General features: G+C 41.6%; 22 protein-coding genes. 9 read left to right on the top strand and 13 right to left on the bottom strand.

The window, feature by feature from the left end; all coding sequences use genetic code 11:
* The first annotated feature begins 29 nt into the window (after nucleotides 1-29).
* Together CP948_RS02205 and CP948_RS02210 are read left to right on the top strand one after the other, a co-directional pair.
* Nucleotides 30-575 (top strand): RNA polymerase sigma factor, encoded by a 546-nt coding sequence (locus tag CP948_RS02205; protein WP_096600609.1) that lies wholly within the window; start codon nucleotides 30-32, stop codon nucleotides 573-575.
* Complete coding sequence (locus CP948_RS02210; RefSeq protein WP_096600610.1) at nucleotides 550-939, top strand: hypothetical protein; 390 nt, start codon at nucleotides 550-552, stop codon at nucleotides 937-939. Before CP948_RS02205 ends, CP948_RS02210 begins: the two co-directional genes overlap by 26 nt.
* Nucleotide 940: 1 nt before the next feature.
* Here the strand turns inward: CP948_RS02210 and CP948_RS02215 are convergent, their stop codons facing one another.
* From CP948_RS02215 to CP948_RS02230, 4 genes are read right to left on the bottom strand one after another with little or no spacing between them, the layout of a single operon-like run.
* Entirely contained in the window at nucleotides 941-4,177 is a 3,237-nt protein-coding gene (locus CP948_RS02215) for an efflux RND transporter permease subunit (protein WP_096600612.1), read from the bottom strand.
* Nucleotide 4,178: 1 nt separating this feature from the next.
* Nucleotides 4,179-5,294 carry an efflux RND transporter periplasmic adaptor subunit gene (locus CP948_RS02220; RefSeq protein WP_096600614.1) on the bottom strand — a complete coding sequence of 372 codons (1,116 nt, stop codon included), beginning with the start codon at nucleotides 5,292-5,294 and terminating at the stop codon, nucleotides 4,179-4,181.
* A complete protein-coding gene (locus CP948_RS02225) occupies nucleotides 5,291-6,604 on the bottom strand; it encodes a TolC family protein (RefSeq protein WP_096600841.1) in 1,314 nt (437 codons plus the stop codon). Before CP948_RS02225 ends, CP948_RS02220 begins: the two co-directional genes overlap by 4 nt.
* Before the next feature lie 26 nt (nucleotides 6,605-6,630).
* Nucleotides 6,631-7,947 (bottom strand): UDP-N-acetylmuramoyl-tripeptide--D-alanyl-D-alanine ligase, encoded by a 1,317-nt coding sequence (locus CP948_RS02230; protein WP_096600616.1) that lies wholly within the window; start codon nucleotides 7,945-7,947, stop codon nucleotides 6,631-6,633.
* Between the two features lie 52 nt (nucleotides 7,948-7,999).
* On the opposite strand from CP948_RS02230, the gene CP948_RS02235 reads away from it, so the two are divergent.
* The gene (locus CP948_RS02235) at nucleotides 8,000-10,825 is read left to right on the top strand and encodes an AAA family ATPase (RefSeq protein WP_096600618.1); all 2,826 of its coding nucleotides are present in this window, start codon (nucleotides 8,000-8,002) and stop codon (nucleotides 10,823-10,825) included.
* Here the strand turns inward: CP948_RS02235 and bioF are convergent.
* Nucleotides 10,812-11,939, bottom strand: coding sequence for an 8-amino-7-oxononanoate synthase (gene bioF / locus CP948_RS02240; RefSeq protein WP_096600620.1), 1,128 nt, complete (start codon nucleotides 11,937-11,939; stop codon nucleotides 10,812-10,814). The two genes, CP948_RS02235 and bioF, sit on opposite strands and share 14 nt — an antisense overlap.
* Before the next feature lie 3 nt (nucleotides 11,940-11,942).
* Entirely contained in the window at nucleotides 11,943-12,686 is a 744-nt protein-coding gene (locus CP948_RS02245; RefSeq protein ID WP_096600622.1) for a DsbC family protein, read from the bottom strand.
* Between the two features lie 64 nt (nucleotides 12,687-12,750).
* Here CP948_RS02245 and CP948_RS02250 point away from each other — a divergent pair, with 64 nt between their 5' ends.
* Entirely contained in the window at nucleotides 12,751-13,386 is a 636-nt protein-coding gene (locus tag CP948_RS02250) for a bacterio-opsin activator (protein WP_096600624.1), read from the top strand.
* The gene (locus tag CP948_RS02255; protein ID WP_096600626.1) at nucleotides 13,383-16,787 is read left to right on the top strand and encodes a translocation/assembly module TamB domain-containing protein; all 3,405 of its coding nucleotides are present in this window, start codon (nucleotides 13,383-13,385) and stop codon (nucleotides 16,785-16,787) included. Before CP948_RS02250 ends, CP948_RS02255 begins: the two co-directional genes overlap by 4 nt.
* Here CP948_RS02255 and CP948_RS02260 read toward each other — a convergent pair.
* Nucleotides 16,765-17,286: a CDP-alcohol phosphatidyltransferase family protein gene (locus tag CP948_RS02260; RefSeq protein WP_096600628.1), complete on the bottom strand. Its 522-nt coding sequence runs from the start codon at nucleotides 17,284-17,286 to the stop codon at nucleotides 16,765-16,767. The genes CP948_RS02255 and CP948_RS02260 overlap by 23 nt on opposite strands.
* Nucleotides 17,283-17,768 (bottom strand): YceD family protein, encoded by a 486-nt coding sequence (locus CP948_RS02265; RefSeq protein ID WP_096600630.1) that lies wholly within the window; start codon nucleotides 17,766-17,768, stop codon nucleotides 17,283-17,285. Before CP948_RS02265 ends, CP948_RS02260 begins: the two co-directional genes overlap by 4 nt.
* A gap of 49 nt (nucleotides 17,769-17,817) precedes the next feature.
* Here CP948_RS02265 and CP948_RS02270 point away from each other — a divergent pair, with 49 nt between their 5' ends.
* Both CP948_RS02270 and nadB read left to right on the top strand, forming a co-directional pair.
* On the top strand, nucleotides 17,818-18,795 hold the full coding sequence (locus CP948_RS02270; RefSeq protein WP_096600632.1) for a gluconeogenesis factor YvcK family protein: 978 nt from the start codon (nucleotides 17,818-17,820) through the stop codon (nucleotides 18,793-18,795).
* The gene (gene nadB, locus CP948_RS02275; RefSeq protein WP_096600634.1) at nucleotides 18,779-20,284 is read left to right on the top strand and encodes an L-aspartate oxidase; all 1,506 of its coding nucleotides are present in this window, start codon (nucleotides 18,779-18,781) and stop codon (nucleotides 20,282-20,284) included. The genes CP948_RS02270 and nadB overlap by 17 nt, the downstream gene beginning before the upstream one ends.
* Here the strand turns inward: nadB and CP948_RS02280 are convergent.
* The gene (locus tag CP948_RS02280) at nucleotides 20,270-20,560 is read right to left on the bottom strand and encodes a hypothetical protein (RefSeq protein WP_180764078.1); all 291 of its coding nucleotides are present in this window, start codon (nucleotides 20,558-20,560) and stop codon (nucleotides 20,270-20,272) included. The genes nadB and CP948_RS02280 overlap by 15 nt on opposite strands.
* Nucleotides 20,561-20,583: 23 nt before the next feature.
* On the opposite strand from CP948_RS02280, the gene CP948_RS02285 reads away from it, so the two are divergent.
* Nucleotides 20,584-21,231 carry a response regulator transcription factor gene (locus tag CP948_RS02285; RefSeq protein ID WP_096600638.1) on the top strand — a complete coding sequence of 216 codons (648 nt, stop codon included), beginning with the start codon at nucleotides 20,584-20,586 and terminating at the stop codon, nucleotides 21,229-21,231.
* Nucleotides 21,221-22,201 carry a sensor histidine kinase gene (locus tag CP948_RS02290; protein WP_096600640.1) on the top strand — a complete coding sequence of 327 codons (981 nt, stop codon included), beginning with the start codon at nucleotides 21,221-21,223 and terminating at the stop codon, nucleotides 22,199-22,201. The genes CP948_RS02285 and CP948_RS02290 overlap by 11 nt, the downstream gene beginning before the upstream one ends.
* Nucleotides 22,202-22,213: 12 nt before the next feature.
* On the opposite strand, the gene pyrH is transcribed toward CP948_RS02290, so the two are convergent.
* From pyrH to CP948_RS02310, 4 genes are all read right to left on the bottom strand, one after another.
* The gene (gene pyrH / locus CP948_RS02295; RefSeq protein ID WP_096600642.1) at nucleotides 22,214-22,930 is read right to left on the bottom strand and encodes a UMP kinase; all 717 of its coding nucleotides are present in this window, start codon (nucleotides 22,928-22,930) and stop codon (nucleotides 22,214-22,216) included.
* Nucleotides 22,930-23,793, bottom strand: coding sequence for a translation elongation factor Ts (tsf, locus tag CP948_RS02300; protein ID WP_096600644.1), 864 nt, complete (start codon nucleotides 23,791-23,793; stop codon nucleotides 22,930-22,932). The genes pyrH and tsf overlap by 1 nt, the downstream gene beginning before the upstream one ends.
* A 14-nt stretch (nucleotides 23,794-23,807) precedes the next feature.
* Complete coding sequence (gene rpsB / locus CP948_RS02305) at nucleotides 23,808-24,638, bottom strand: 30S ribosomal protein S2 (RefSeq protein ID WP_096600646.1); 831 nt, start codon at nucleotides 24,636-24,638, stop codon at nucleotides 23,808-23,810.
* 84 nt (nucleotides 24,639-24,722) lie between these two features.
* The gene (locus CP948_RS02310) at nucleotides 24,723-25,568 is read right to left on the bottom strand and encodes an Hsp33 family molecular chaperone HslO (RefSeq protein ID WP_096600648.1); all 846 of its coding nucleotides are present in this window, start codon (nucleotides 25,566-25,568) and stop codon (nucleotides 24,723-24,725) included.
* Between the last annotated feature and the right edge of the window lie 16 nt (nucleotides 25,569-25,584).

Genomic DNA, 25,584 nt, shown 5'->3' on the forward strand with positions numbered 1-25,584 from the left:
CTTCACACATACCTATTAGAATACTCTGTATGAGTGATACACAGCTTATTAAGCGCATAGCCAAGGGGGACCAGGAAGCTCTTAGGGAGCTCATAAACATTTATAAAGCAAGGCTTTTTTACTACGCTTATGGAATTTTGAGGGATTACGAAGATGCGCAGGAGGCGGTATCGGAAACCTTCTTTCAGGTCTGGAGGTCTGCCAAGAACTTCAGGGGGGATTCTAAGGTGAGCACTTGGCTCTTTGGCATCACCAGAAATGTGATGAGAAACATGCTAAGAAAGAGGACAAAGGAAGTAAAGACTGTGGAGATTATGGAGCATGACGCAGTTTATGAGAATGACCCTTGGGAACCCGAAGATGTGGAGGTGCTAAAGAAGGCTTTAGAAAGGCTTTCACCCGCTCACAGGGAGGTTTTGCACCTTGCCTTCTACGAGGAGCTTTCTTACGAGGAGATATCCCAAGTACTGGGTGTGCCTGTGGGAACTGTAAAGACGCGCGTGTTTTACGCAAAGAAAAAACTTTTAGAACTTATAAAGGAGATCAGGGATGAAGAACTTAAAAAGAGCTTTTGAGGAGCTTTACAAAGATGTAGAACCACCCAGGGAGCTTGAGTATGCAACACTTTTGAAGATGGAGAGATATAAAAGGAAGAGGCTTTTTAGGATTTTGGCTTTAGAGTCTGTCTTTCTTTTCCTTCTTCTGTCTTTTTTTGTGTATGAAAAGCTAAAGCCTGCGGAATACACTACTATGGGTTTGCAAGGAGTTCAAGTTAAACTGATAAAAGATGTGAGTTTTTTAAAGGTTTCTCAGGACCTTGAAACCGCAAGCTTAAAAATAGAAGGTCCCTACGCGGATAGAGTCTTTTTACTCAAAGGAAGAGAGGAAGATGTGCAGAACTTTTTAAGAAGGGCGGACTACCTAAAGAGCCTTGATTGAATCATCTGAATATGTCCCTTTGAACTTCTTCTGCGGAGGGGATCACAGCAAGCTTTTTGACCTTTGATGCGTAATACATGACTGGGATAAGCACAAGCGTCAGTGTTGTGGAACCTATGGTGCCAAAGATGAGAGATATGGCAAGGCCGTTGAAGATGGGGTCAAAGAGTATCACAAAGGCACCTACTATGACTGCAATGGCGGTAAGTAGTATGGGGCGCGTCCTTATGACTCCCGCTTCGACTACTGCAAGATGTGGCGCTACACCGTCTCTTATTCTCTCTTCCGCAAAATCCACGAGAAGTATGGAATTTCTCACTATTATACCTGCAAGGGCTATAAAGCCTATCATGGAGGTGGCGGTAAAGAAAGCACCAAGCAGTAAGTGTCCGGGCACTATACCCACAAGGGTAAGAGGAATGGGTGCCATGATGATACCGGGGATCTTAAAGTCTTTGAACCATCCCAAAATAAGCACATACATCACAAAGAGGGCAACTCCAAAGGCAAGTCCCAGGTCCCTAAATACTTCTAATGTTATGTGCATCTCACCGTCCCACTTTACGTATATACCGTCCTCTATGAGGGGCAAAGACATCCAAAGCTCTTTTACACTACCGTAGGGGTTGGGAAGGTTCAAAATCTTGTTTCTTACATCAAGTATGCCATAAAAGGGTGCTTCCTCTCTTCCTGCCACATCACCTATCACATAGACCACCCTTCTGAGGTTTTTATGGTATATGGTTTTTGGCACCGTATCCTCTTTTATTTCAACTAATTCAGAAAGGGGCACAAGCCTGCCATCTCTTGTGGGTATCTTTAGGTTTTTGAGTATGTCCATAGTCCTGTAGCGCTCGTCAAACCTTATCACTATGGGCACGTGCTCCGTGTCTGTGTTTTGAAGTATTCCCACCTGATATCCACCTATAATGGCTTTTAGTGTGTAGACAAGCTCTTCTTTATTTAGACCTGCGAGCTTGAGTTTGTCTTCCTTGGCTACAAGCCTTATCATAGGTGCAGGGTCTTCTAAGTATATGCCTTGGTCTGTTATAGACGGGGTTTCTTTAAAGACTTTCAGGACCTCTCTTGCGAACTTTTCTTGCTCCTTTAGGTCTGGACCGTATATTTCAGCCACTATGGGTGAGAGCACTGGGGGACCAGGTGGCACTTCTACCACCGCCACATACTTAGCACCGTATTTTTGTGCTATCTCATGTACCGCTGGTCTTATTCTTTTTGCAAAGTCGTGAGACTGCTCAGACCTTTCGTGCTTGTTTATTAGGTTTACCTGCAAGTCCGCCATATTACTGCTCTGTCTTAGATAGTAGTGTCTTACAAGGCCGTTGAAGTTAAAGGGAGATGATGTACCCACATATATCTGGTAGTCTGTAACGATGCTCTGTTTTGATATGTAATCACCTATGGCTTTGGCAACCTCTAAGGTCTTCTCTAAGGGTGTGCCTTCCGGCATATCAAGGACTATCTGGAGTTCACTCTTGTTGTCGTAGGGTAGCATCTTGACTACTACAGCCTTGGTGATAAAGAGGCCAATAGACAGCATAAGCAAGGACAAGGTGAAGAGGTAAAAGGCGTACCTTTTGGGTTTGCTTGTGATCAAAGGCACCATGATCTTGGAGTAAACCTTCCAAAAGGTGGTTTGTCTTATGTCCACTTCTTGCTTTTGGTGTTCTTGATGGTGTTTTAAAAATCTGTAAGAAGCCCAAGGGGTTACTATAAAGGCAACCAGAAGGGAAAAGAACATGGCAACAGATGCGTTTATGGGTATGGGTCTCATGTAGGGTCCCATAAGACCGCTCACAAAAGCCATGGGCATAAGAGCGGATATGACAGTGAATGTAGCCAGTATGGTAGGGTTTCCTACCTCGTCGGTAGCTCTTACCACAGCCTCTCTTGGTGTTTTTGCAAGCTTTAGCTCAAACCATCTGTGTATGTTTTCTACAACTACTATGGCGTCATCTACGAGAATACCTATAGCGAATATGAGAGCAAATAGAGTTACCCTGTTGAGAGTAAAGCCATACATCTCGCTCAAAAACAGAGCTATGGCAAGGGTTATAGGCACCGCTATACCTACCACCAGAGCGTCTCTCACACCCAAAGCAACCGCTATAAGTAAGATCACAGAAAAAGTAGCAATAAAGAGGTGTTCTAGAAGTTCATCCGCCTTTTCCTTTGCGGTCTCACCGTAGTTTCTTGTGATGGTAATGTTTACATCTTTGGGTATGATCCTTCCCTTTAGGTGGTCAACAAGGTTCAAAACCTCTTCTGCTACATTTACCGCATTAGTACCCTTCCTTTTGGACACTGCTATAGTGACTGCAGGGTAGAGTTCTCCTTCCTTTGCGTCCTTTATGCCCTTCTCCCCTGCCTTGGGTCCAAATCCCATGAGCACATAGTCTTTTATCTCAGATGGACCATCCACTACCGTTGCCACATCTTTGAGATAAACAGGTTTGCCATTAACTACGCTTACAAGCAGGTTTTCCACATCTTCCTTTGACCTTAGGAACTCGCCCGTTCTTATCTTATAAACCTTTCCTGCCTGCAGTATGTTCCCGCTCACCTCTTGCGCGTTGGCAGTTTTTATCACCTGAGCTATGTATAAAGGTGAGACACCATAAGCTAACATTCTCGCAGGGTCAAGGATCACCCTTATTTCTCTTGGCTTTCCTCCCACCAAAAAGACATCCGCTACATTGCTTACCTTTTTTATCTCGTTCTCTACTGTTGACGCTATCCTTCTGAGACTGTACCAGTCGTAAGATTTTCCCCACAGGGTGAGGGTGAGTATGGGTACATCGTCTATGGACTTGGGTTTTATAAGAGGTGGGAGCACAACTCCGGGGGGTGCCAGGTCCATGGCGGACATCATCTTGGTGTTTAGGTCCACCAGAGCCTTCACTGGGTCTGTACCCACATAGAACCTTGCGGTGACTATGGCACCACCTTCTGAGGATGCAGAATATATGTACTCAATGTCTTTGAGCTCCCAAAGCTTTTTCTCAAGAGGTATAACTACCCTTCTTTCTACTTCTTCGGGAGATGCACCCGGATAGCTTATGAATATATCTATCATAGGCACCACTATCTGTGGCTCTTCCTCTTTTGGTGTGGTTATTACCGCAAAAAAGCCTAAGGCTAAGGAGACCAATATGAGTATGGGTGTTAGCTTGGAGTCTATAAAGTAGTTGGCAAGTCTTCCCGCAAGCCCGTACATCTTACCCTCCTACCTTACACCCATCGCAAGCTCTTTCTACACCTTCTATCACTATATCTTCGCCACCGCTTAAGCCAGACAAGACTTCCACCATATTTCCTCTTTTTTCGCCGAGCTTTACAAATCTGAGCTCTAAGGTTTTGTCCGGTTTTACCACCCACACTCCAGTAAAGTCAAACCTCCTCAATATAGCGCTTTCTGGCACAAGCACCGCGCTTAGTGATTCTGGCATTAGCAGTTTGGCATACATACCGCTCTTTAGGTTGTTATCGCTGAGTGTTAGCTTTACTCTAAAGGTCCTTGTTGCTGGATCAACAGAGGGAGAGACCTCAGAAACCCTGCCTTGTACAGTCTTGTTTAAGGCTTCCACATAGACGTCGTATGTGTCTCCAATGCGCACCCTTGACATGTACTTTTCTGGTAGATTAACTTCGAGTTTGTAAGGTGGTTTTTCTACTATTAGCAGTGGAGTGCCCGGAGTTGCAAGATCTCCTACATCCACTCTCTTTTGGGACACATACCCGTCAAAAGGAGCTCTTATAGTGGTGTACTCAAGAGCAGAAAGGACAGCTTTCTTCTGAAATTGTGCTGCACTTATACCTGCCTTTGCCTGTTCCAACTGAGCCTTTGCAGACTCATACTGTGCCTTTATTTGGTCAAACTCCTGTTGTGTTATAGCGTTTTCCTTAAGAAGGGATTGGTATCTTTCGTAAGTTTTTTTAACCGCTTCGTAATTGGCAAGCGCGGACCTATAGGCATACTCAGCCTGTTTTACCTGCTCACCTACCGCATTAGCCTGAGCCAGTATGTCAGAAGCATCTATGGTCAAAAGCACTTGTCCCCTTTTGACCATTTGTCCTTCTTTGACCCTTACGCTCGTTATCCTTCCTGCCACTCTTGTGGATATCTCTGCGGTATTGTCTGCAACCACATTACCCACATAACCCACAAAAACTTCCTGCACTTTTTCCGCTTTGCCTATTTTTAAACCGCTTATTAGCTTTTGCTCCCTTTCTACTTGCCCACTTTTCTCCTTGTGAGTAAAGACCCCCGCAAGCCACAGCACTACCAAGGATATGACCACCAAAAAGCCTATATATTTGAGATACCTTCTCATCTTTCTACCTCCCTTATGAGCCCTGCAGAGTAAAGCAAGTTGGCGTAAGCTTTCTGACAGTTATTCAGTGCCTGAAGCTTTTCAAATCTTGCTCTGTCAAGTTCTGTTTGTGCATCTAAGAGATCCACAATACGAGCAAGCCCTGTTTTGTATCTTAGTTCCATGGTTCTGACCACCTCTTGGCTCTGTTTTATCCTCTCCTCTGCGGATCTCAGAGAGTAGAGAGCATTCTGGTAGTCAGCGTAAGCTTTATCTATTTCAAAAAACACAGATGCCTTTAAAAGTTTGAGTCTTTCCTCTAAGGCTCTTTTCGTCTCAAGGTATGACTGAGCTCTCCTGAGTGTGGAAAGGCCCGTGTCAAAACTCCAAGAAATACCAGCACCCACCATATAACCACTACCGTCAGAGCCAAAAGGTGCACTCTTGCTGTAAAGAGAGTAAGAACCAAAGGCATAAACTTGAGGTAAGTTGTCAGAAAGAACTACTCCATACATACCTTCTAAGACTTTTATCCTTTCCTGCAGAGCCTTTATGTCCTGCCTTCTTTCAAGAGCCATATCTTTTAACTTTTCCACACTGACAGCAGGGCAGGTCTCCACACTGACTACATCAAAATCACCAAGTTCTGTGTTAGTTATGAGCTCAATGGCTTTTTTGGACACACGGTAGTTGTTTTCAGAAGCTTTTAGGTTTTCTTCCGCCTTTGAGAGGTAAACCCTTGCCCTTAGAACATCAGACAACAGAGCTGTTCCTACTTTGTACATGCTCTCTGCAAGCCTTACATGTTCCTGAGCGTCTTTTAGTACCTGATGGCTTACCTCTACAGAGTTCTTTGCCAAAACTGCATCCATGTAAGCGTGATAAACCTTCAGGACTACCTCATCCTTCTTCCTCTCATAATCTTCCTTTACAGCGGAAAGGTTATGAAAGGCGGTCTTTTCCATAGCCTGAATCTTTCCACCGAGCCACAGGGGTACCTCTATGCTGAGCTTGGTTTCAAAGTTGTTTATGGCTGGTGGGTTGTTAAGCTTGGAAGGTTGGAAATCTTCTATTCCAAAGCGCTCTTGGTTTAACTTACTCATAAAAGCATAAACAGGTATGTCAGTTCTTGTAAAGATCTCTTCTAACTTTATCTTAGGAAAGTAGCTACCTTTGACCGATTTGAGTTCTAATTCCTTTGCCTTTATATCGCTTTTAAAGGCTCTTATTTCAAGGTTGTTTTCCAAAGCTATACTAATGGCAGACTCAAGGGTCAGCTCCTTTGCAAAAGCTCCGCCTATTAAGGCAAGCATTAGAAGAAGGACTTTCATTAGGAATTCATTATATTCTAATCTTCTTAATCCGTCAACCATCGCAAAAACTCCTCCATCTTCATACCTCTTGAACCTTTTATAAGCAAAACAGTTCCCTCCTTTAGCTTACTTTTTAAGTATTTTATGATATCTTCCTTTGAAAAGCTATGATAACAGTTTTTGCCATATTGCAGGCACTCTTGGTAGGCAAAAAGCATTTCATTTCCGTAAAACAGGCACTCATCTATGTTCAACTCAGCACACCACCTTCCTACCTCTGCGTGATGCTTTTTAGAGAACTCACCCAACTCCAACATATCTCCCAAGAGCGCTATTTTGTAGCCTTGGAACATGGATAAGGACTCAAGAGCCTTTCTGACAGATAGGGGATTTGCGTTGTATGTGTCATCTATGATGAGAAGCCCATCCTTTTTTATGAGGTTAAAGCGTTGCTCTACAGGTTTAAACTCTGCCAGGTGTGAGGATAGCTCCTTCCAGTCGTATCCTAAGGCTTTCAAAACACCAATAGTGCAGAGGGCATTTTCCATCAAAGCAAGGCTTGGAACAGAAAGCTCAATCTTGATCCCTTCTACACTAAAGCTTATTTTTTCCTCTGTGAGATAAATATCCTTTGCCTGTATGTCTCCTCCTTCTCCAAAGGTTATTACCTTTGTAAGTTGGTAGCAGTGTTGCACATACTTGGGGATCACAGCCCAATCCTCTTGGGTCATACCTTCAAAAACCTCACCGTTGCCCAAGATCACATCGTCCAAACAGCCAAAAGTCTCAAGGTGCTCTTCACCTATTGCGGTTATGACCCTTACATGAGGCTTTACCAACTCTACAAGGTTTTTGACATCACCCTTTTGGCTTGCTCCCATCTCTATAACCCAAAAATGGCAGTCCTCTTGGAAGTTTGCCATAGATAGAGGAACACCTACCTGAGAGTTATAATTCTTAGGCGTTTTGCACACTTTACCCTTTTTAGAAAGCACAAAGGCTACCATCTCCTTTGTGGTAGTCTTACCAGCAGAACCTACTACTCCTATAACTTTGCCTTTAAAATGCTTCCTTTTGTATTCCGCTATTTTTCTAAGAGCAAGGAAGGTATCCTCTACAAGCACAGTGAACTTCCCTTTAGGAACATCTATCTCTTTGCAAGTTATTACACCCACCGCCCCTTTTGAAAAGGCATGGTGTATAAAGTCATGGCCATCATGTTTGCTTCCTCGCAAAGCAACAAAAACCTCACCCTCTTTTATTTCTCTACTGTCTGTACAAAAGCCCACAAAAGCCCTATCTTCTCCGTAGAGTTTTCCACCACACACATAGGCAAGCTCTTTTGCGGTCAAAGGCTTCATATATGAGTAATATAACTTTAAAGCTAACCGCGTAGGTGTTATTATTTAAAGAATGAAGTTTTTTGAAAAGATCTTTCAGGTGAAAAAGGATAAGAAGGAAACAGATATTAGAATAAAACTGCCCGATAAAGAGCTCGTACTTTCCAGAGATGACCTTTTGGAGAGAGATGCGGATGCACGCGTAGAGGAGTTTTGGATAGAGACTATAGGTGTGTCAGAAGATGGCTACTGGGTTCTTGTAGGCAGAAGGCATGGCATAATACAGTTTTATGACTGGAAAGGCAAGCTACACAGACTGCCAGCAAGACCTCCCGCACAGGTAATTACAGATATAGTTTTTAAAGGTAATTACCTGGCACTTCTTACACCTCCCTATCTGCTCATATACTACATGACAGACAAAAGGAAGCCAGAAACTTGGAAAAGCATAAAGCTCTCTCAGGAAGGCATAAGACCTTCTTCTGGACTTGACATCAGAAGAAACCTCTTAGCCTTTGGTGTTGTTGGTGAGAGAATATACACCATAGAGCTTACAGGGGACATGAGTTTAGAAACTATAGAATTTGCCGGCACATTCAGTTATAGCTCTGCTAATATAGGACAGCTTGAGGTTATAAAGATACTAGAAGATGGTAGATTTCTGTTATCTGGAAGTTCTGCCTTAGCTCTGTACGACAAAGGTGGCAATCTTCTAAAGGTCTTACCCTATTCCGCAAAAAAAGCCCTGTGTCTCAAAGGCAGTACAGCCATCATAGGATACGAAAATAGCATTATTTTTTATGACCTTACGGAGTATAAGGAAAAAGAAAAAGTGGAAGTTCCTCTAAAACCTTCCCAGTTGGACCTTTCTCCTGACGGAAGGTTTTTGTTCATAGCAGATGCGGAAGAAAACAAGCTTGGCATACTTGATACTGATACATTCTCTTATCTTCAAACCGTTGAGGGTTTTGGCTACTCTGTTGTAAGGGTCAGTCCCGATGGAAGCATATACACCTGCGCTTATCAAGATGACGGAGAAAAGAGGTTTTATTACCTTGTTAAGCTATCTTCTAACCTTTCGGACTTTTACTACACTGAGGACAGGAAAAAACAGATCATAAAAAATGCGGAGAGCTCTTACAAAAACCTTCAGAAAAGGTTAGCTTCTTTGAGCAACGAGGATGGTATAGAAAATCTCAAAGAGTATAAGGAACTTCTGTCCTTTGATGCACCCATAAGAGAGGTAAGGGAGATAATAAACAGGGCAGAAGAAGACATAAAAAGGGCAAAGGTAAATCTTTTTATAAAAACCTTAAAAGAAAAGCTCTCAAAGGGAGAGTTGGAAGAGAAAGACCTCAAAGATACGGAAGAGTGGATAAAGAATTACGAAGGAGAAGAAAGACAAAAGCTCGAAGCCCTAAAACAAGAAATACTGGAACATTTCAACAGAACGGTAAGAGATCATCTTAAAGAGGTATCCTCTGCCCTAAAGGATGTTGAAATTACGGATTTGGCTTTTGCGGAAGGCATACCGCAAGTAAAGAAAGCCAGAGAGTACTTTTTGCGCCTACCAAGGGACATACAAAGACAGGCACAGGAAGAGCTCACCAAGATCCTTCAGGAAAGTGTCCTAAAAAGCAGGCTTTTGAGATATAGGTTAAGAGTAGAGGATCAGTATGTATTTTTCGGTAGTGAAAAGATAGAAAAATTCACAGGAGAAAGAAGAAAGCTACCTTGGAAAATCCAGGCAGAAGAAAAGTACTATTCAGAGGGACAGGCTTATGTAAGAATAGTTTTTGAAAGATCAGACGGGATAGTGAGAGAGCCCAAGAGGTATTCCAACATAATAAGAGCGGAAGAACTCAAGCATCCACCAGCATGGGTGAGGTCTTACCTAAGACACCTAAACGGACTTTTCTCCTATCAGGAGTATAGATTGCCCCTCTTTGTGGCATATGAGGAAACACCTTGGTTTGTCCAAAACCTTGAGAAGTTTACTGCTCTTGTAAAAGAACAGCTCAAATATCAAGAAGGTATCTTGATATTAGAGGGAGATGCTGGTGTAGGAAAGAACTTTCTCGTAGAGGTTTTTTCTGCGCTTACGGGCAGACCTCTATACATAATTCCCTGCAACTCCAAGATGGAACGAGAAGACATAACCTTTATGTACGAGTTTGATCCCAAAAGAGGAACTAAAAAGGTTTATTCAGACCTTGTGAAGGCTCTACAAACACCCGGTGCAGTCATTTACTTTGACGAAATAAACACTCTTCCTGCGTCTCTTGTAAAGATGTTTAATCCTCTGTTTGACTACAGGAGGTACATGGTGCTCTCATCTGGAGAAGTAATAAAAGCAAGGCACGATGTTTTACTTATAGGTGGCATGAACCCTCAAAATTACTTAGGAGTTTCTGAGCTACCTCAGGATATAAAGTCCAGGGCTGATGTGCTTTACATAGACTATCCTCCTTTTGAAGGAGAAGGAGGTTTCTACTATCCAGACGAAGCTCTGATACTAAAGGATCACGTGGAGGGTCTACAAAGTTTATCCACTGAGGAATTTACTTACCTTTGGTACTATGTAGTGAATGCTGTAAAAACGGAGCTTGGAGAAAAAGTCCTGAGTCCAGATAGGGAAGAAAAGGTGCGCATGCTTTTTGAGCTTCTCAGCATAGCCAATGCCATAAGGAACGCTTATAGAGCCTATCAAACACAAAAGTCTGAAGAGCCTGTAGAGTTCGTTTTTTCCATCAGGGATACCATAAGGTGTGCAAGAAGGATTGAAAGATACAAAAGTGCCAAAAAAGCGGTCCTGGAAACCATACTTCCCAAGGTTAGCTCTCCCCTTGAAAGGGAAATCATAAAGGACATAGTGGACAGAACAGTCAGCAGTGTTTGAGTGCTTCTCTAAGTTGGGAGAAAAAGAATTCAAGATCACTCTGGGAATACCTTAAGCTCACCGTAAGCCTGAGCCGTGCCTTACCTAAGGGAACTGTGGGATACCTGATAGCCTGAAGGAGTATGCCCCTTTCAAGAAGGTAATCTCTTAACTTTACAGCCCTTTTCTCATCATAAACCATCAGAGGTATTATGGGAGTGTGGTGAAAGCTCACTTCTAAGCCTACTTCCTTTAGGTTTTCAAATATAAGTTGCGCAAAATTTCTAAGGTGTCTTACCCTTTGGGGTTCTTTTTGTATAATCTCTATAGATTTTTCTGCGCCTGCGCACAAGCAAGGAGGCAGGGAAGTGGAGAATATGAGACTTCTTGCCTTGTTTATCAGGTACTCACAGAGCACCTCAGAACCACACACAAAGGCACCGTAAGAACCAAGCGCCTTTGAAAGGGTGCCCATGATAATCATAAACTCTTCCCAGCTTTCGGAAAATTCTTCCAAGCCCCCTCTTCCTGTAGCTCCCAAAACACCAGTGGCATGAGCTTCATCAAGATAGAGCATACACTCATAGTCCTTTGCCATTTTTTTGAGAAGCCTTATATCAGCAACATCTCCATCCATACTAAAGACGGTATCGCTCACTATAAGACACTTATGAAAATTGCCTCTGTTTACTCTAAGTAAATTCTCCAAATGCTCGTAATCCCTATGTTTGAATATGAGAACCTTGGCTTTTGAAAGCCTGCAAGCATCTATAAGACTGGCATGGTTTAGCTCATCACTTAGGATAAGATCACCTTCTCCTGCCAAAGATGGAATCACACCCAAATTGGCAAGGTATCCAGAGCCAAAAAGCACACACTTGGGAACTTTTTTAAACTCTGCGAGCTTTTCTTCCAGACGCAGATGGTATTTAGTGTAGCCAGAGACAAGCTGAGACGCTCCAGAGCCTACTCCATACTCTTTTAGAACTTGTGCTACCGCTGATATCACTTGGGGGTGATCTCTCAGAGCCAAATAGTCGTTGGAACAAAGGTCCAAAAGTCCCTCTTTTAACTTTCTTACTCTGTAAAGGTGGGTGTGTTTTATCTTCTCAAGCTCTTGTTTTATCCAATCCATAAATTAGTTTATAAGTTTGTTAAGATCCTCCTCCGTAGGCACGCCAGATTGCATCTTCCCGTTCATTCCTATAAAAGTGGGTGTTCCGTTTACTCCAAGCTGGCTCAAGAATTGGAGGTTTTCACTGACCTTCTTTTTGCCATCCTCACACTGGTTTTTTGAATCATAGCCTTTTACAAGCTCGTTCCAACCCTTCTTATCACAAACAAGAGCGACAGACTTTCCAAAAGCGTCTGGATGTATGGGAAGAGGAAACAGGATCACTTTTACCTGCACATTGTTCTTCTTTGCCCACTCCTCTATGATGGGTTCACTCTTCTTACAGAAGGGACAGTCTGGGTCTGTTATGTAGTATATGAACTTACTGCCCTGTCCGTAGGTAAAGTTTACATGTTTTTCAAGCTCTTTGAGTAAGTCATTGGAGACCTTCATAAACTCCTGCTGTCTTTCTCTTGTAATATTCTTCTTGTCTTTAATACTTATGAGATTTCCCGCTATGACATATTGAGCGTTGCTGTCTGTGTAAAACACTATAGGTTGAGCACCAACCTTTACCACCACCTCACAAAGACCACTTATATTACTCACGTTTGAGACGGATTCAACAGTAAAGTCCTGAGGTATGAGATCCTTTACCGCATTTTTCACTGTGTCTTTGCTGGGGCACTTTGCAGACCCTGTGCCACACCCTTGTGCAGACATAACCGCTAACACACCCAGCGCTAAAAAGCCAAATTTTTTTATCATACTGTTTGTTCCTCCTTGTGTAAAATTATAACAGGTAATATAATAAATAACAGGAGGGAAAAACATGATAGAAGTAAAGCCTGTAGAACAAGATCTGGAAGCTCTCGTGTCAAGGGTCTTTCTGAAAGCCATTGACCTGCTTGGTGGTTTTTCAAAGCTCGTGGAATACAGAACACTCACATGGCTACCATCGTTGGTCAGAGCGTCTTATGCGGTAGTGCTAAGAGAAGAATACCTAAAGACAGAGCAGGAGATAGCACAGATAGTTGGACTAACAGGGCAGACAGTGAGGAACATACTAAGAGCGGACCCTACTATCACCATGGAAAAGATAAAAAGACTTGAGGAGCTTGTTCAAGAGGAAAAAAAGGAGATGAAAGTGCATACAGCTGGAGGGCTTGCCAAGTTAGCCTACAAGCTTATAAAGGAGGGTCAAGAAGAGTCCAAGATCTTTATGGATTACTGTGAAAGAGTAGCTCACGCTCTTGACATACCGTGGGCTTACATGACACTAAGAAGACTAAAGGGTGTGGACTTTCCCATAAACTCACCTGAAGGAATAAAGGAAAAACTTTCTGGCGTATTCATAAAGGGAAGACCTGCAGAAGAGGTAATCTCTCAGATAGAGTATCCCATTAAGAATCCTGCAGAGCTTCTCCACAAGATAAAGGAGAATCTGAAGATGCACGGTATTGAATGAAATATGTAGGGTATTTCCTGCTTTTACTTTTGCTAATTTACTTTTCTTTGGTAAAGCCTTACCTTTTACTAAAGGGTGTGCATGTAGAAACAAAAGGCTTGCATTGGGACATTAAAAAAAGGAGTTTTGTTATTGACAGTTTTTTAATCTACATACCAAAGGTGCACAACAGTTCTATTTTTGTGTATATAGGATCATTGAATTTAAATCCACAAGAAGTCCGTGTAGGTGAAGTAAGCGTGATTGAGGTAAGCAAAGAGATTTCAAAAGAGCCTTTTGATTACGATTTTACTAACTTGGTAAAGCTTGCTGAGAGAGTAAACCTTCGTGTTGGGAAGGTTTATGTTTCCATAAACTCCCTTCCTTATAATGAAAGCGTTACTGTGTTCGTGAAAGATGCAGAGCTAAAAAATGCTGTTTTAAGGTCCTACGGAGGGGCAAAAGCTGTTTATATGGAAGGATCGCATTATCACGAGCTTTATGTATTTTTGAAAGAGGCTCACGCGAAGGACGGGATTTTCTACATAGATCAAGCTCATGTTTTGAGCTCTTCTTACGCTTTTAGCCTTAGTGCGCAGTGGAAGGGCAAAAAAGGGTACTTTAACGCTACTGGCTACATAAAAGGCTATGAGGGTAAGGACTTGATACTTCCTGATCTTCAGGTGTTCGCATCTGGAAATTTAAACTACGTTTCTATCAATACAAACTTTACCGCAAGTGCTCCTTACCTTCTGGTTAAAGGCAGGAGTTTGGGTAAACTCTTTGGATCAGGTGTCTTCACTCAGACTTTTAAAGAAAGCAAAAAACTCAAAGGTCATTTTACAGCAGGAGAAACCTACGTGAGTTTTAACTACACCATGTATCCAGAAAAGATTCTTCAAGTGAGATTTACCAACTTTCCCTTGGACAATAACATGCTAAAAACTCAGATCCCCCTTAGCTCAAATCTGTCAGGTTTTGCAGTGGTTTACCCAAACAAAAAGAGTCTTTCTCTTAGGGGTTTTTCTGACGACCTTTTTTTTATTGATAGAAACTTTAAGGGTTTCCACATAGACCTCTCCCTTGATTACAACAAACAGGTAGGCAAGGTAGAGCTTTCCGTTAGCTACCCTACAAGGATAAGCATCTTTGGTTCTTTTGCAGGAAAAGATTTTGATGGAAACATACAAACTTACATGTTTCCTTACTCTTATGGAAGTTTTTCCACTTACTTAAACTATGCAGGAAGCTTAAGGTATGTTAGAGGTTTTTTTTACAGCTCGGGTGTTGGAAAGCTTATAAGTCCCGTATACAAGAGTACACCTTTAGGGGATTTATCCTTTAACTTGAACTTAGGCGGTAATGACTACCGCATTGAGTTTTTTTCAAAAGGTTTGAAAGGAGAGGGAGAGGGATCCATCAAGGATAAAAGTTTTACGGGCACCTTATCTTTCAACGGGTACTCTGTAAGTTATGCTGGTGCTTTTGGAGAGGACATAGAAGGTGAGATGCGGATTAAAGCTTTACCTTCTAACCTTTTAATAACAGGGCATTTGCAAGGAAGTGTAAGAAAAGAAGACTTAATTGCTCATGTAAAAGTGCGGTTTGACCTTCTCAAAAGGGACACATGGAATGGTCAGTTTTCTGTTAACTTTGAAGACATAAAGAAAGGTCAGCTTTACATACCCAGCGGAGATATAAAGGGCTATGTGGAAGGAAATTTGCTTAAAGCAGAATACTCTTTCAAGTATGCAAAAGGCACTTTAAAGTATTACTTAGTGGACGGATCTTTGAGTTCTTTGGGAAGATTGACCTTTCAGAAGGGAGACTTTTCCTTGATGGGAAATTACCATCTTGCCAAGAGAGCAGACAACTTGGTCTTGGGTCTGACAGGTCAGGGCACCTACAAAACCTATATTTTTCCTGTCCATCTTAGCTTTGAAAAGTCTCAAGAAGAGCTAAAGGGAGAGCTCAAAGGCTTTTCTTTGAAGATAGGGCTTTTTAATGTAAGCTTTTCAGATAGTCTTCTAAAGGGTTCAGAAGACAGAGGAATTTTGAAATTGGGAGGACTGTCTGTAAGGGTTAATTCTGAAAAAATCATAACTTTTCAAAGCTCCGAAGGGCAAGTGGATATAAAGAACAGAAGCGTAGTTATACCCAATATAAACATTGACGGAGCACTCAGAGGCGTGATAAGTTTATCTTACCAAAAGGGTGAATTAAAAGTATCTTCGCACGGGGATATAGACTTAGACCGAATTTCTGGACTTGTAAAGAGCAGATTACTTGCATATGCAAAAGGAAGGCTCAGCTACACCTTTGAGAAAAGCACAGATAGCCTATTGGTAAAGGTTTTTTCCCAAGAAGATGTGGAGCTGCGTTCTCGTTTTTTAGCCTTACCTTTGAAAGGTCAGATGTATGCTACATATGACAACAAAGTAGGAAAGGGTTTTGCCCACTTTAAGGGTGATGGAGGGGATATAAAGCTCACCCTTTTTGGTGATGGCAAGTTGCTAAGCGTTGGCTTTAGCACACAGCAGATACCTGTACTATATAGGTCAGAAAACGTGAGATTCAACGGCTTTACAAGGGCTGAGGGGAACATAACTACCAATTATAGGAGTGTGAACATAAAGGCTAATGTGGACATATGGGGAAATCTTAACATAAAAAAGCTTGAAAGTAAGGAGCAGGACAAACCCCAAGCCTACAAACTCATTACTTTAGACATAAAGCTTTCTACTCCTGAGCCTTTGAAGGTCCATCTTCCAGAAGGATACTTATACACTTACGCAGAGGGCAACTTAGGAGGAAACCTTTACGAGCCTGATTACCATATAAAACTCAACCTAATGGGTGGCAGCTTAGTGTACTTTAACAAAGAGTTTAACCTAAGAGAAGGAAGTGTATTATTAAGCCCTAAAGAAAATAGCCTGAATGTCACCCTGCTATCACCAACACCTGATTACAACATTATTATAGACATAAAAGGAGATATCAACAATCCCAAAGCCTTTGTAAGGTCTGAACCTCCAAGGGATACCAAAGAGGTGCTTACGAGCTTAATACTCGGTGGTGGAGTAGGTGAAGGCTTATTTTCCCTTTCTTCTGCTTTGATAGCAAGGTTTCCTGAGTTTAGTAAACTTTTAGAGGGTGTAAGGAGTGCAGTAGGAACTGATGTTAAAATAAACATCTCACCCACTACCAGTTCCACAGGTGAGGCTGCTATAAGCACGAAGGTTTCAAAGGATATTACCAACAGACTGAACATAGAATATCAGCAAAGTACCATAAAAGACCCAAAAGAAACTTACGGGAGTGCAAATCTGCGGATAACTCCTAACACATCTACAGGAGTAAGGATTTACTCTAACAATGCGCAAGAATACAAAATAAGGTTCAGAAAGAAGTTTGATTTTTGAGTGCCTTTATACCTCTAAAACCATAGTCTATCCAAGACAGGAACACAAAAAGAAGACAAACCTCCGAAAGGAAAAGGTTAAAAGTATTAGACTCGTAAAGTATACACAATAAAACACTCAAAGATAAAGCTAAGGTGGTCATCTTTCCAATAGGGCTTGGAGAAGGTACGCTTTTGAATCTTAACCAAAGCACTAAAGCACCAAAAATTATGAAAAAGTCCCGAGCAAGCAAGCTAAGGAACACAAAAGGATTTAGTCTTTTAAGTTCAAAACTGCACAAGTAAAAGGCTGTGAGCAAAAAAACTTTGTCTGCGAGCGGATCTAAGACCTTTCCTACTTTTGTCTCTACATGCCATCTTCTCGCCAAAAAACCATCCAAGGCGTCAGTCAAAGCTAAGGAAAAGAAAAACAGAGGAAGATATTTGTAGTCTATGTGAAGCATGATAGGTGCAAGCACAAGTCGCAGTAGGGATATAAGGTTAGGAAGATTACTTATCATTTATAAAGGAGTTTTTTAAGTACAGAAAACCTATGATCCCCTTTTGTCTCTTCCTCTACTGGGATACCTCTACACTCAGGGTCGCACAGAGGCTTTATGGGTATACTTAGTATAATCTGCTCTCTTACTAGGTCTACAAGATTAAAGTTCTCCTCATCTTCAAAAAAAGAGACTTCAAGATCCTTAGGTTTTATTTGGATCACATCCCTCGTAGGGTAAGGTTCAATTTTTATGTTTTCGGAAATGTTCATGTCTTTGTTAAACACAGACAGACACCTGCTACATTCAAGGGTTATACTTCCTTCTATATTCATATGCACTCTGTATCCACCCTTTTCTTTTGTGATTTCTACAAACACATCTATAGGTTCTATCAGCTCTCCCATATCTGCAGGCAGACGCACCTCCTTAGGAGACAACCTGTAAAAACCTGTAAATTTGCTTCTCCTTTTGAATATCTCTTTGAGGTTCAATACAACCATAATAGTTTAAAATACTTCTGCGGGAGAAAAATTTCAAGGAGGTTCTTTGATGAATGTAGTGGCTATAGGTGGAGGTACTGGACTTTCCAGTCTTCTGAGGGGGCTCAAAAAGGAGGTGGGGGAAAGGATAAAAAATCTGTCCGCTATAGTTACCGTTGCAGATAGTGGCGGAAGTACAGGAAGACTCAGAAAGGCTTACCATCTGCCGGCACCTGGGGACATAAGAAACTGTATAACTGCACTATCAGAAAGCGAGGAAGTTATGCAACAGCTCTTTCAATATAGGTTTAAAGGGGAAGAGTTAGAAGGACACGCTTTTGGAAACTTATTTTTGGTAGCTCTATCTGACATTACAGGTAGCTTTATGACTGCTATAAAGATAGCCTCTCAGATCCTAAGAACCAAGGGAGACATTATCCCAGCAACCCTTGATAACATACATCTGTGCGCAGAGTTTTCTGATGGAAAGATAGTGGTAGGTGAGGAAGAGATAACCAACTACGGTAAAGAGAAAAAAGCGAGAATTAAGAAGATATGGATAGAACCGGAGAATACCCTTACACCCATAGAAGCAATAGGTAGGATAGAGTCTGCGGACATGATAGTTTTTGGTCCTGGAAGTCTTTATACGAGCATAATACCTAATCTTCTGATAAAAGATATAAGACAGGCTGTTGAAAGATCAAACGCTTTAAAAGTTTTTGTAGTCAACGCCATGACACAACCTGGGGAAACGGATGGCTTTACCGCTTATGACCATCTTGCAACTTTTCTGGAACACTCTGGCATAAAAAAAGTGGATACGGTCATAGTAAACACCAAGATGCCGTCAAATTCTATACTTAAAAGATATTTAGAAGAAGGACAAGAACCAGTAATTCCCGATATAGCAAAAATAGCTAAAGAAGGCTTTAATGTTTTTGCAGAGGACCTCATAGGTGATAAAGAGGATTTTGTAAGGCATGACCCAGACAGGTTGGCGGACCTTCTTATGAGAGTATATTACAACTATGCGCTTCTTTCTTAATTTTGATACATCAAAACTACCTGAGGAGAGCGTAGATGTTTTAGTATGTGGTAGTGGGATCGCTGGGCTTACTACGGCCATAACCTTGACAGAGCTGGGGATAAAACCTGTTATCCTTACAAGAGGTAGGGGAAACACTTACTACTCTCAAGGTGGAATAGCGGCTTGTGTGCATCCCCAGGATAGTCCCTTTTTGCATTTTATAGATACTCAAAGAGCGGGCAGAGGTTTATGTGATGAAAAAGCTCTTTCCGTGCTTGTTGATGAAGGTATTCAGAGAATATGCGATTTAGAAAGGTGGGGGGTAAGTTTTGACGCGGATACAACCGTAGAAGGTGGACATTCCTTTCCGAGAGTGCTAAAAGTAAGAGACTACACGGGAAGAGCCATATACTCAGCCCTTTACAAAAAAGTGGAAACCTTAGGCATTAGGGTAATTACCGGTGAATTACAAGAGATCATTGCAGAAGATAAAGTGCAAGGTGTTCTTTATTATCATGATGGTTTGAAATTTTTAAGAGTAAAAGCTTTGGTACTTGCTACTGGAGGAGCATCAAGCATGTTCCTTTACACATCAAACCCTGTAAAAGTCAGAGGGGACGCCATAGGTATAGCCATAAGGTGTGGCATAAACATTAAAAACCCAGAGTTCGTCCAGTTTCATCCTACTGTTGTAGAAGGAACTAACCTGCTTATATCAGAAGCTGTAAGGGGAGAAGGTGCTTTGCTAATAGATGATAAAGGAGAGAGGTTTATAAACGAACTTGAACCAAGAGATGTAGTAGCAAGAGCCATATACAAGAAGCTAAAAGAAGGGAGGAAAGTTTTTTTAGATGCCAGACACATGGGGGAAAAGTTTTACCATAGGTTTCCTACTATAACGGACTTTTTAAAGGAGAGAGGGCTTGATCCAACAAAAGACCTTATCCCTGTAGTTCCCGCAGCGCACTACTTTATAGGTGGTATAGAGGTAGACCTTTACGGAAGGACATCTATTGCGGGAGTTTATGCAATTGGGGAGTGTGCATGCACAGGAGTTCACGGAGCTAACAGGTTAGCATCCAATTCGCTACTGGAAGGTGTAGTTTTTGGTTATAGAACCGCCTACAGAATTTACCACGATATGAAATTCCTTTCTTTTAGCAGATCCCACTTTAGAAGTGAGCGAAAAGTTTCTCAAAGACCTTCCTACCAATTTTTTGACCTCAGAAAACTCATGTGGGACGCCTGCGGTTTAGAAAGGGAAGAGGAGGAGTTATCCCAAGCTATAAAAACATTAACAGAATGGCTAAAAGGCTATCAAAACTGGGATGATACTATAGAAAACAGAGAGCTTTTTGACATAAGCCTTGTTGCCCTTTCCACTCTCAAAGGTGCTCTCAGAAGAAGGGAAAGCAGAGGTGTGCATTTTAGAAGAGACTATCCTTACGAGAGGGAAGAGCTAAGAAAGGATAGCATAATAGGAATTGAAGAATTACTTGAACTCTAACTTCTGCACAGGTGATATGTACACAACACAATCATTACTCAACAAACTTTCAAGTTGGGAATGTGTAAGAGTTAAAACCATCACCTTCCCTTGAATCACTTTTACCTTATACCTCTTTTTTATTTCATCTTGACAGTCTGCATCTTGCAAAAGCACCTTAAAGTCTCTTTCACCTTGATAGCCCTCCGAGTATAGAACTCTTGCCTTTGGATCAAGCTTTTTAGTCATGCTTGCACACGCAAATAATAAAAGGACAATAACCAACAAATACCTCACATGAGTTATTATAATATAAAGTTGTGAAAGTGCTTCTTGTGGAAGATGACAAACTTCTGGGGGAGTCGCTTAAAGTATACCTTCAAGAGCATGGAATCCAAGTGGATCACATCTACGATCCAAGGGAAGTTTTTGGATTGCTGGAGTTTTCCATTTACGATGTGATAGTTTTAGATCTTATAATGCCTCACATACCAGGGGAAAAGCTTCTAAGGGATCTAAGAACAGTAGATAAGAAAACACCCATACTAGTCCTTACCGCAAAGAGCCGTATAGAGGATAAGGAGAACTGTTTTAACGCAGGAGCAGATGACTACATAGTAAAACCTTTTGAACCAAAGGAACTTCTCTTGCGACTGAAGGCTCTCTACAAAAGGAAGGTTGGGAATACCCTTTTGAGAATAGGCTCAGTTGATGTAGATTTTGAGAAGGAAAAAGTGTGGGTAAGCGGTAAACCAATAAACTTATCAAAGAAGGACTGGCTACTTTTCAAGTTTCTCGTAGAGAATAGGGGTAGGTTTGTATCCTCTGAGGAGATACTTAACTATGTATGGGGAGGACAAGCTGTAGGTGATGAGGTGGTAAGGGCTCACATAAAAAATCTCAGAAAATTACTGCCAGAAGGTTTTATCATCTCCATGAAGGGAAGGGGATACAAGGTTGAAGCTTGAAAACCTTAAATTTTTGTTTTACTTTGCTCTTACCATCACTGTAGCTCTTGCCATCTTGAACATCCTCCTGTTTTATAAGCTAAAAGGGTTCGTAGAGCTAAGCATTTATCAACAAGCCTACACTCATTACATGGCTTACCTGCTATCTGAAAGAACATACAGAGGCGATGAGAACTTTTGGGTAGGTGAAAAATACAAAGAAAAAACCTTAAGCTACGCCTTCAAGGACCCTGCTAACCCTGATGGGTACATATACGTGAGTGTAAAGCCCAATTATGCCATGTCCATTATAGAAGATTTTTTTAAAAGCCTTCTGCTTATAGAGTTCGGAGTCGTATTTTTCTTCTTGTTGGTGTTTGAGCTTATCATAAGTAAAACCCTTGATAAATTAAAAGAGCAAGAAGAGTGGACTAAAAGCCTTGTAGCATCAGTGGCACACAAGTTCGGAAACTTTCTTTCTATTCAAAAGGTAAACCTTGCTGTTCTAAAAACTAAGTTGAAAGACCAGAGCGCGCTAAATAGGTTAGAGAAGAGTATTTTAAAAGTTGAAAAGGATATGAACCTTATAATTCACTTGCTCCGAGAAGAGAAACACATAAAAAGAGAGTGGATCAGAATTGATAAGCTCATACTTGAGATATTAAGAGATTTTCAAGAGGACCTTCAGGAAAAAAAGGTTATATTCAAACCTACAGAAACTTATGTATATGCAGACCAAGTAGACATGATGGACATACTTTACAACATAATAAGCAATGCCATTAGGTATTCAAAGAGCATCATCCACATAAAAATCTACAGAACCCAGAAAGGAATCTGTCTTGTATTTAGAAATGACATGGGAGATCCTCAAGCTCATGGACTTGGTGTTGGTACCAAACTTGTAGAAAGCGTGGTTAAAAGACATGGGGGCAAAATGCACATACGGATAAAAAAGTCTTATACAGTAGTAATTTACTTCTTAAAATAAGGTCAGCCAATCTTATCCCTTCACTATTGAACCTATGTTCTCCCCAAGAATAGCCTTTTTGAGGTTTCCCTTTTCTGATATGTTTAGGACTATTACAGGTATCTGGTTTTCTTTGCATAGAGTTAATGCAGTATGGTCCATTACCTGTAATCCTCTATTTATGACTTCAAGATAGGATATCTCCTTTATTAAGACCGCATCAGGATGTTTTTTTGGGTCTTTATCGTAAATGCCTCCTACCTTAGTTGCCTTTATTAAAACTTCTGCGTTTATTTCCGCAGCTCTGAGTGCCCCCGCGGTGTCCGTAGAAAAAAAAGGATTTCCTGTTCCCCCTGCAAAGATCACTACCCTACCCTTTTCTAAATGCCTTACCGCTCTCCTTCTTATGTAAGGTTCCGCTACCTGTCTCATCTCTATAGCAGAGAGTACCCTTGTGGGTATCTGGGTATGTCTTTCCAAAGCGGACTGAAGGGCTAAAGCGTTTATAACTGTTGCAAGCATACCCATGTAGTCCGCAGTAGCTCTGTCTATACCTATCTCTTCTCCCTGAAATCCCCTGAATATGTTTCCTCCACCTATTACGATAGCTATCTGCACACCAAGGTCGTAAACCTCTTTTATTTGGTGGGATATATACTCAAGAAAGCCTGGGTCTATGCCATAACCGTAGTTTCCCGCAAAGGCTTCTCCAGAAAGTTTAAGAAGCACTCTGCTGTAGGCAACTCCCATCAGACTCCACCAAGCTCGTACCTTACAAACCTCCTTATCACAAGGTGAGGCTGGCTTTCTTTTATATACTGCCCCACCGTTTTTTTCTCATCCTTTATAAAAGGCTGTTCAAGGAGTACCTTTTCTTGATAGAACTTTTTGAGCCTTCCTTCTACCACCTTTTCTATTATGTTTTCTGACTTACCTTCCTGTCTCGCTTGCTCTGTGAGTATTCTTTTCTCTCTTTCTAAAACATCAGAAGGCACAGAATTTACATCCACAAATTCAGGTTTCATAGCTGCTATCTGCATGGCTATGTCCTGAACCACCCTTAAAACTTGGTCATCTAACTTATCCGCCTGGTAATCTATAAGCACACCTATCCTTCCTACACCGTGCACATAAGCGTGTATGTATCCGTCTGTGTCAAACCTTGCAAACCTTCTTATCTGTATGTTCTCTCCTATTTTAGCTATAGCGGACTTTATTACTTCCTGTAAAGTTTTAGAAGGATCCTGGAAGTACGGCTGATTGAGTATGTCTTCTGCACTTCCCTCTTTGTTGGCGTTTTCTGAAAGGCTCGCTATGTGTTTTGCTATGTTCAAAGCAAGCTCGTTAAACTGTTCGTTCCTTGCAACAAAGTCCGTTTCGCAGTTTAGCTCAAGTATTACGCCCACCTTTCTGTCATCTGATACATATGTTTGTATTATCCCTTCCTTGGTTTCTCTACCTGCTTTTTTTTCTGCTTTTGCCAAACCTTTTATTCTAAGTATCTCTTTTGCTTTCTCAATGTCTCCTTCAGCTTCTTCAAGGGCTTTTTTACACTCAAGCATCCCTGCACCAGTCATTTCTCTAAGAGCTTTTACCATTTCTGCACTTATCATAGTTCTTACCTCCGTTATTCTACTTCTTCCGCACCCTTATCTATGTATTCGTACTTTTCGGACATTTCCATGGCTTTTTCAAAGAGTGCTTTTTCTTCTTCCTCTATGGTGATAACTCTTCTTCTTACCGCTTCTGTGGGTACTTCCTCTCCAAGTCTTTCTCTCCTTTGTTTTCCTTCAATAACAGCATCCGCTATCTTGGAAGTAAGAAGCTTTATAGATTTTATGGCATCATCGTTGCCCGGCACTGGATAGTCTATCACATCAGGATCGCAGTTGGAGTCTGCTATGGCTACTACTGTAATGCCCAGTTTTTTGGCTTCTTGCAAGGCTATGTGTTCCCTTACTGTATCAACTATCCAAATGATGTCTGGAATTCTTTCCATATTTAGGATGCCACCGTATAGTTTGCGTAAACGCTCCATCTTTCTCTTCATTACGCGAACTTCCTTTTTGGGCAAAACATCAAAAACCCCTTCCGCTTCCATCCTTTCAAGAGTTTTCAGTTTTAGAATACTTTTCTTGACTGTCCTGAAGTTAGTAAGAAGTCCACCTACCCACCTTTCGTTTACATAAGGTACTCCCGCTCTTTCTGCCTCCTCTTTTATAACGTCCTTTGCCTGTTTTTTTGTGCCCAAAAACAGGATCTCTGCACCTTCTGCTACTCTGTCCGCAACAAAGTTATAAGCTTGTTCCAGATAGACTACCGTCTTGTTAAGGTCAATTATGTGTATTCCGTTCCTGACACCGTAAAGAAAAGGTGCCATCTTGGGATTCCACCTACCTTTGGAATGTCCAAAGTGTACTCCTGCCTCAAGCAGGTCTCTCATAGAAATCACTGCCATACTATAACCTCCTTGGGTTTTGCCACCCTTTTCCGTACCCTTTCGGGCAACCCAAATGGAAAAGGTGCGGTCTTATCCTAAGTATTATAGCATGTCTTTGGTAAAGCGATAAATCCTACCACAGAACTTACAGACTACCTCCGCAGGACCTTCGCTGAAGATTTCTTCAAGCTCTTCTTCTTCAAGCAAAAACAAGGTTGACCTGGCTATTTCTTCGTTGCAAGGACAATAATACTCTACCTCTTTAAGTCCTATGAGTCTTGGTTCTTTGCCTTCAAGCATATCGCACGCCATATCTTCTGGGCGTGCATGCATGTTAATGGTTCTTTTAATTATTTCTTCCACAAACCTGATGGATTCTTCTTCTGCCCCACCTAATACTTGCACGAGATATCCACTTGCGGTTCTTACAACTCCTTCTTGGTCAAAATCTACAAAGATGTCCAAGGCAGTTTTTACCTGTTCAGACTGTTCAAAGTAGTAAAGCAGGTTGTCCTTTAGGTTATCGCTCACTATGGGAACTATGCTTGTATAAGGTGTGCCAAGCCTTAGCTCTTTTACCACGGTAAGAGTGCCCGTCCAAGGTCTCTGCAAGCTTCCTTCAACAAATCCCCTTACCTTTCCGGTGGCGTCCGCTTCTGCAACCATAACCCCATCCTGAAGGTTTAGTTTTACGAGCACCTTCTGGTTTGTGGCGTGCTTAAGGGAAGAAGTAAGCAAAAGAGCAGATACAAGGAGAGATCCCAAAGCCTGCGCACTTTCTTTATCAAGACCATGTATCCTTGTTGCTGTCTGCACGCTCTTTGTAGCTCTTACTGTATATACCCTTAGGGCTTCAAGTCTGGGAACTGCTATAACCATATAATCTCTATCCTGGAAGTATCTTTTGATGTCTTCCAAAGTCTGTTGGTTTAGCTCTTTATAGACCATGAATTTAATAATAATT

Origin of the sequence: Hydrogenobacter hydrogenophilus (genome assembly GCF_900215655.1) — a bacterium.
Classification (GTDB): Bacteria; Aquificota; Aquificia; order Aquificales; family Aquificaceae; genus Hydrogenobacter; species Hydrogenobacter hydrogenophilus.

What these genes read in the sequence shown, in the direction of transcription:
- CP948_RS02205 (WP_096600609.1), top strand. Translation starts at nt 30, where the DNA reads ATGAGTGATACACAGCTTATTAAGCGCATAGCCAAGGGGGACCAGGAA.
- CP948_RS02210 (WP_096600610.1), top strand. Translation starts at nt 550, where the DNA reads ATGAAGAACTTAAAAAGAGCTTTTGAGGAGCTTTACAAAGATGTAGAA.
- CP948_RS02215 (WP_096600612.1), bottom strand. Translation starts at nt 4,177, where the DNA reads ATGTACGGGCTTGCGGGAAGACTTGCCAACTACTTTATAGACTCCAAG.
- CP948_RS02220 (WP_096600614.1), bottom strand. Translation starts at nt 5,294, where the DNA reads ATGAGAAGGTATCTCAAATATATAGGCTTTTTGGTGGTCATATCCTTG.
- CP948_RS02225 (WP_096600841.1), bottom strand. Translation starts at nt 6,604, where the DNA reads ATGAAAGTCCTTCTTCTAATGCTTGCCTTAATAGGCGGAGCTTTTGCA.
- CP948_RS02230 (WP_096600616.1), bottom strand. Translation starts at nt 7,947, where the DNA reads ATGAAGCCTTTGACCGCAAAAGAGCTTGCCTATGTGTGTGGTGGAAAA.
- CP948_RS02235 (WP_096600618.1), top strand. Translation starts at nt 8,000, where the DNA reads ATGAAGTTTTTTGAAAAGATCTTTCAGGTGAAAAAGGATAAGAAGGAA.
- bioF (WP_096600620.1), bottom strand. Translation starts at nt 11,939, where the DNA reads ATGGATTGGATAAAACAAGAGCTTGAGAAGATAAAACACACCCACCTT.
- CP948_RS02245 (WP_096600622.1), bottom strand. Translation starts at nt 12,686, where the DNA reads ATGATAAAAAAATTTGGCTTTTTAGCGCTGGGTGTGTTAGCGGTTATG.
- CP948_RS02250 (WP_096600624.1), top strand. Translation starts at nt 12,751, where the DNA reads ATGATAGAAGTAAAGCCTGTAGAACAAGATCTGGAAGCTCTCGTGTCA.
- CP948_RS02255 (WP_096600626.1), top strand. Translation starts at nt 13,383, where the DNA reads ATGAAATATGTAGGGTATTTCCTGCTTTTACTTTTGCTAATTTACTTT.
- CP948_RS02260 (WP_096600628.1), bottom strand. Translation starts at nt 17,286, where the DNA reads ATGATAAGTAATCTTCCTAACCTTATATCCCTACTGCGACTTGTGCTT.
- CP948_RS02265 (WP_096600630.1), bottom strand. Translation starts at nt 17,768, where the DNA reads ATGGTTGTATTGAACCTCAAAGAGATATTCAAAAGGAGAAGCAAATTT.
- CP948_RS02270 (WP_096600632.1), top strand. Translation starts at nt 17,818, where the DNA reads ATGAATGTAGTGGCTATAGGTGGAGGTACTGGACTTTCCAGTCTTCTG.
- nadB (WP_096600634.1), top strand. Translation starts at nt 18,779, where the DNA reads ATGCGCTTCTTTCTTAATTTTGATACATCAAAACTACCTGAGGAGAGC.
- pyrH (WP_096600642.1), bottom strand. Translation starts at nt 22,930, where the DNA reads ATGGGAGTTGCCTACAGCAGAGTGCTTCTTAAACTTTCTGGAGAAGCC.
- tsf (WP_096600644.1), bottom strand. Translation starts at nt 23,793, where the DNA reads ATGATAAGTGCAGAAATGGTAAAAGCTCTTAGAGAAATGACTGGTGCA.
- rpsB (WP_096600646.1), bottom strand. Translation starts at nt 24,638, where the DNA reads ATGGCAGTGATTTCTATGAGAGACCTGCTTGAGGCAGGAGTACACTTT.
- CP948_RS02310 (WP_096600648.1), bottom strand. Translation starts at nt 25,568, where the DNA reads ATGGTCTATAAAGAGCTAAACCAACAGACTTTGGAAGACATCAAAAGA.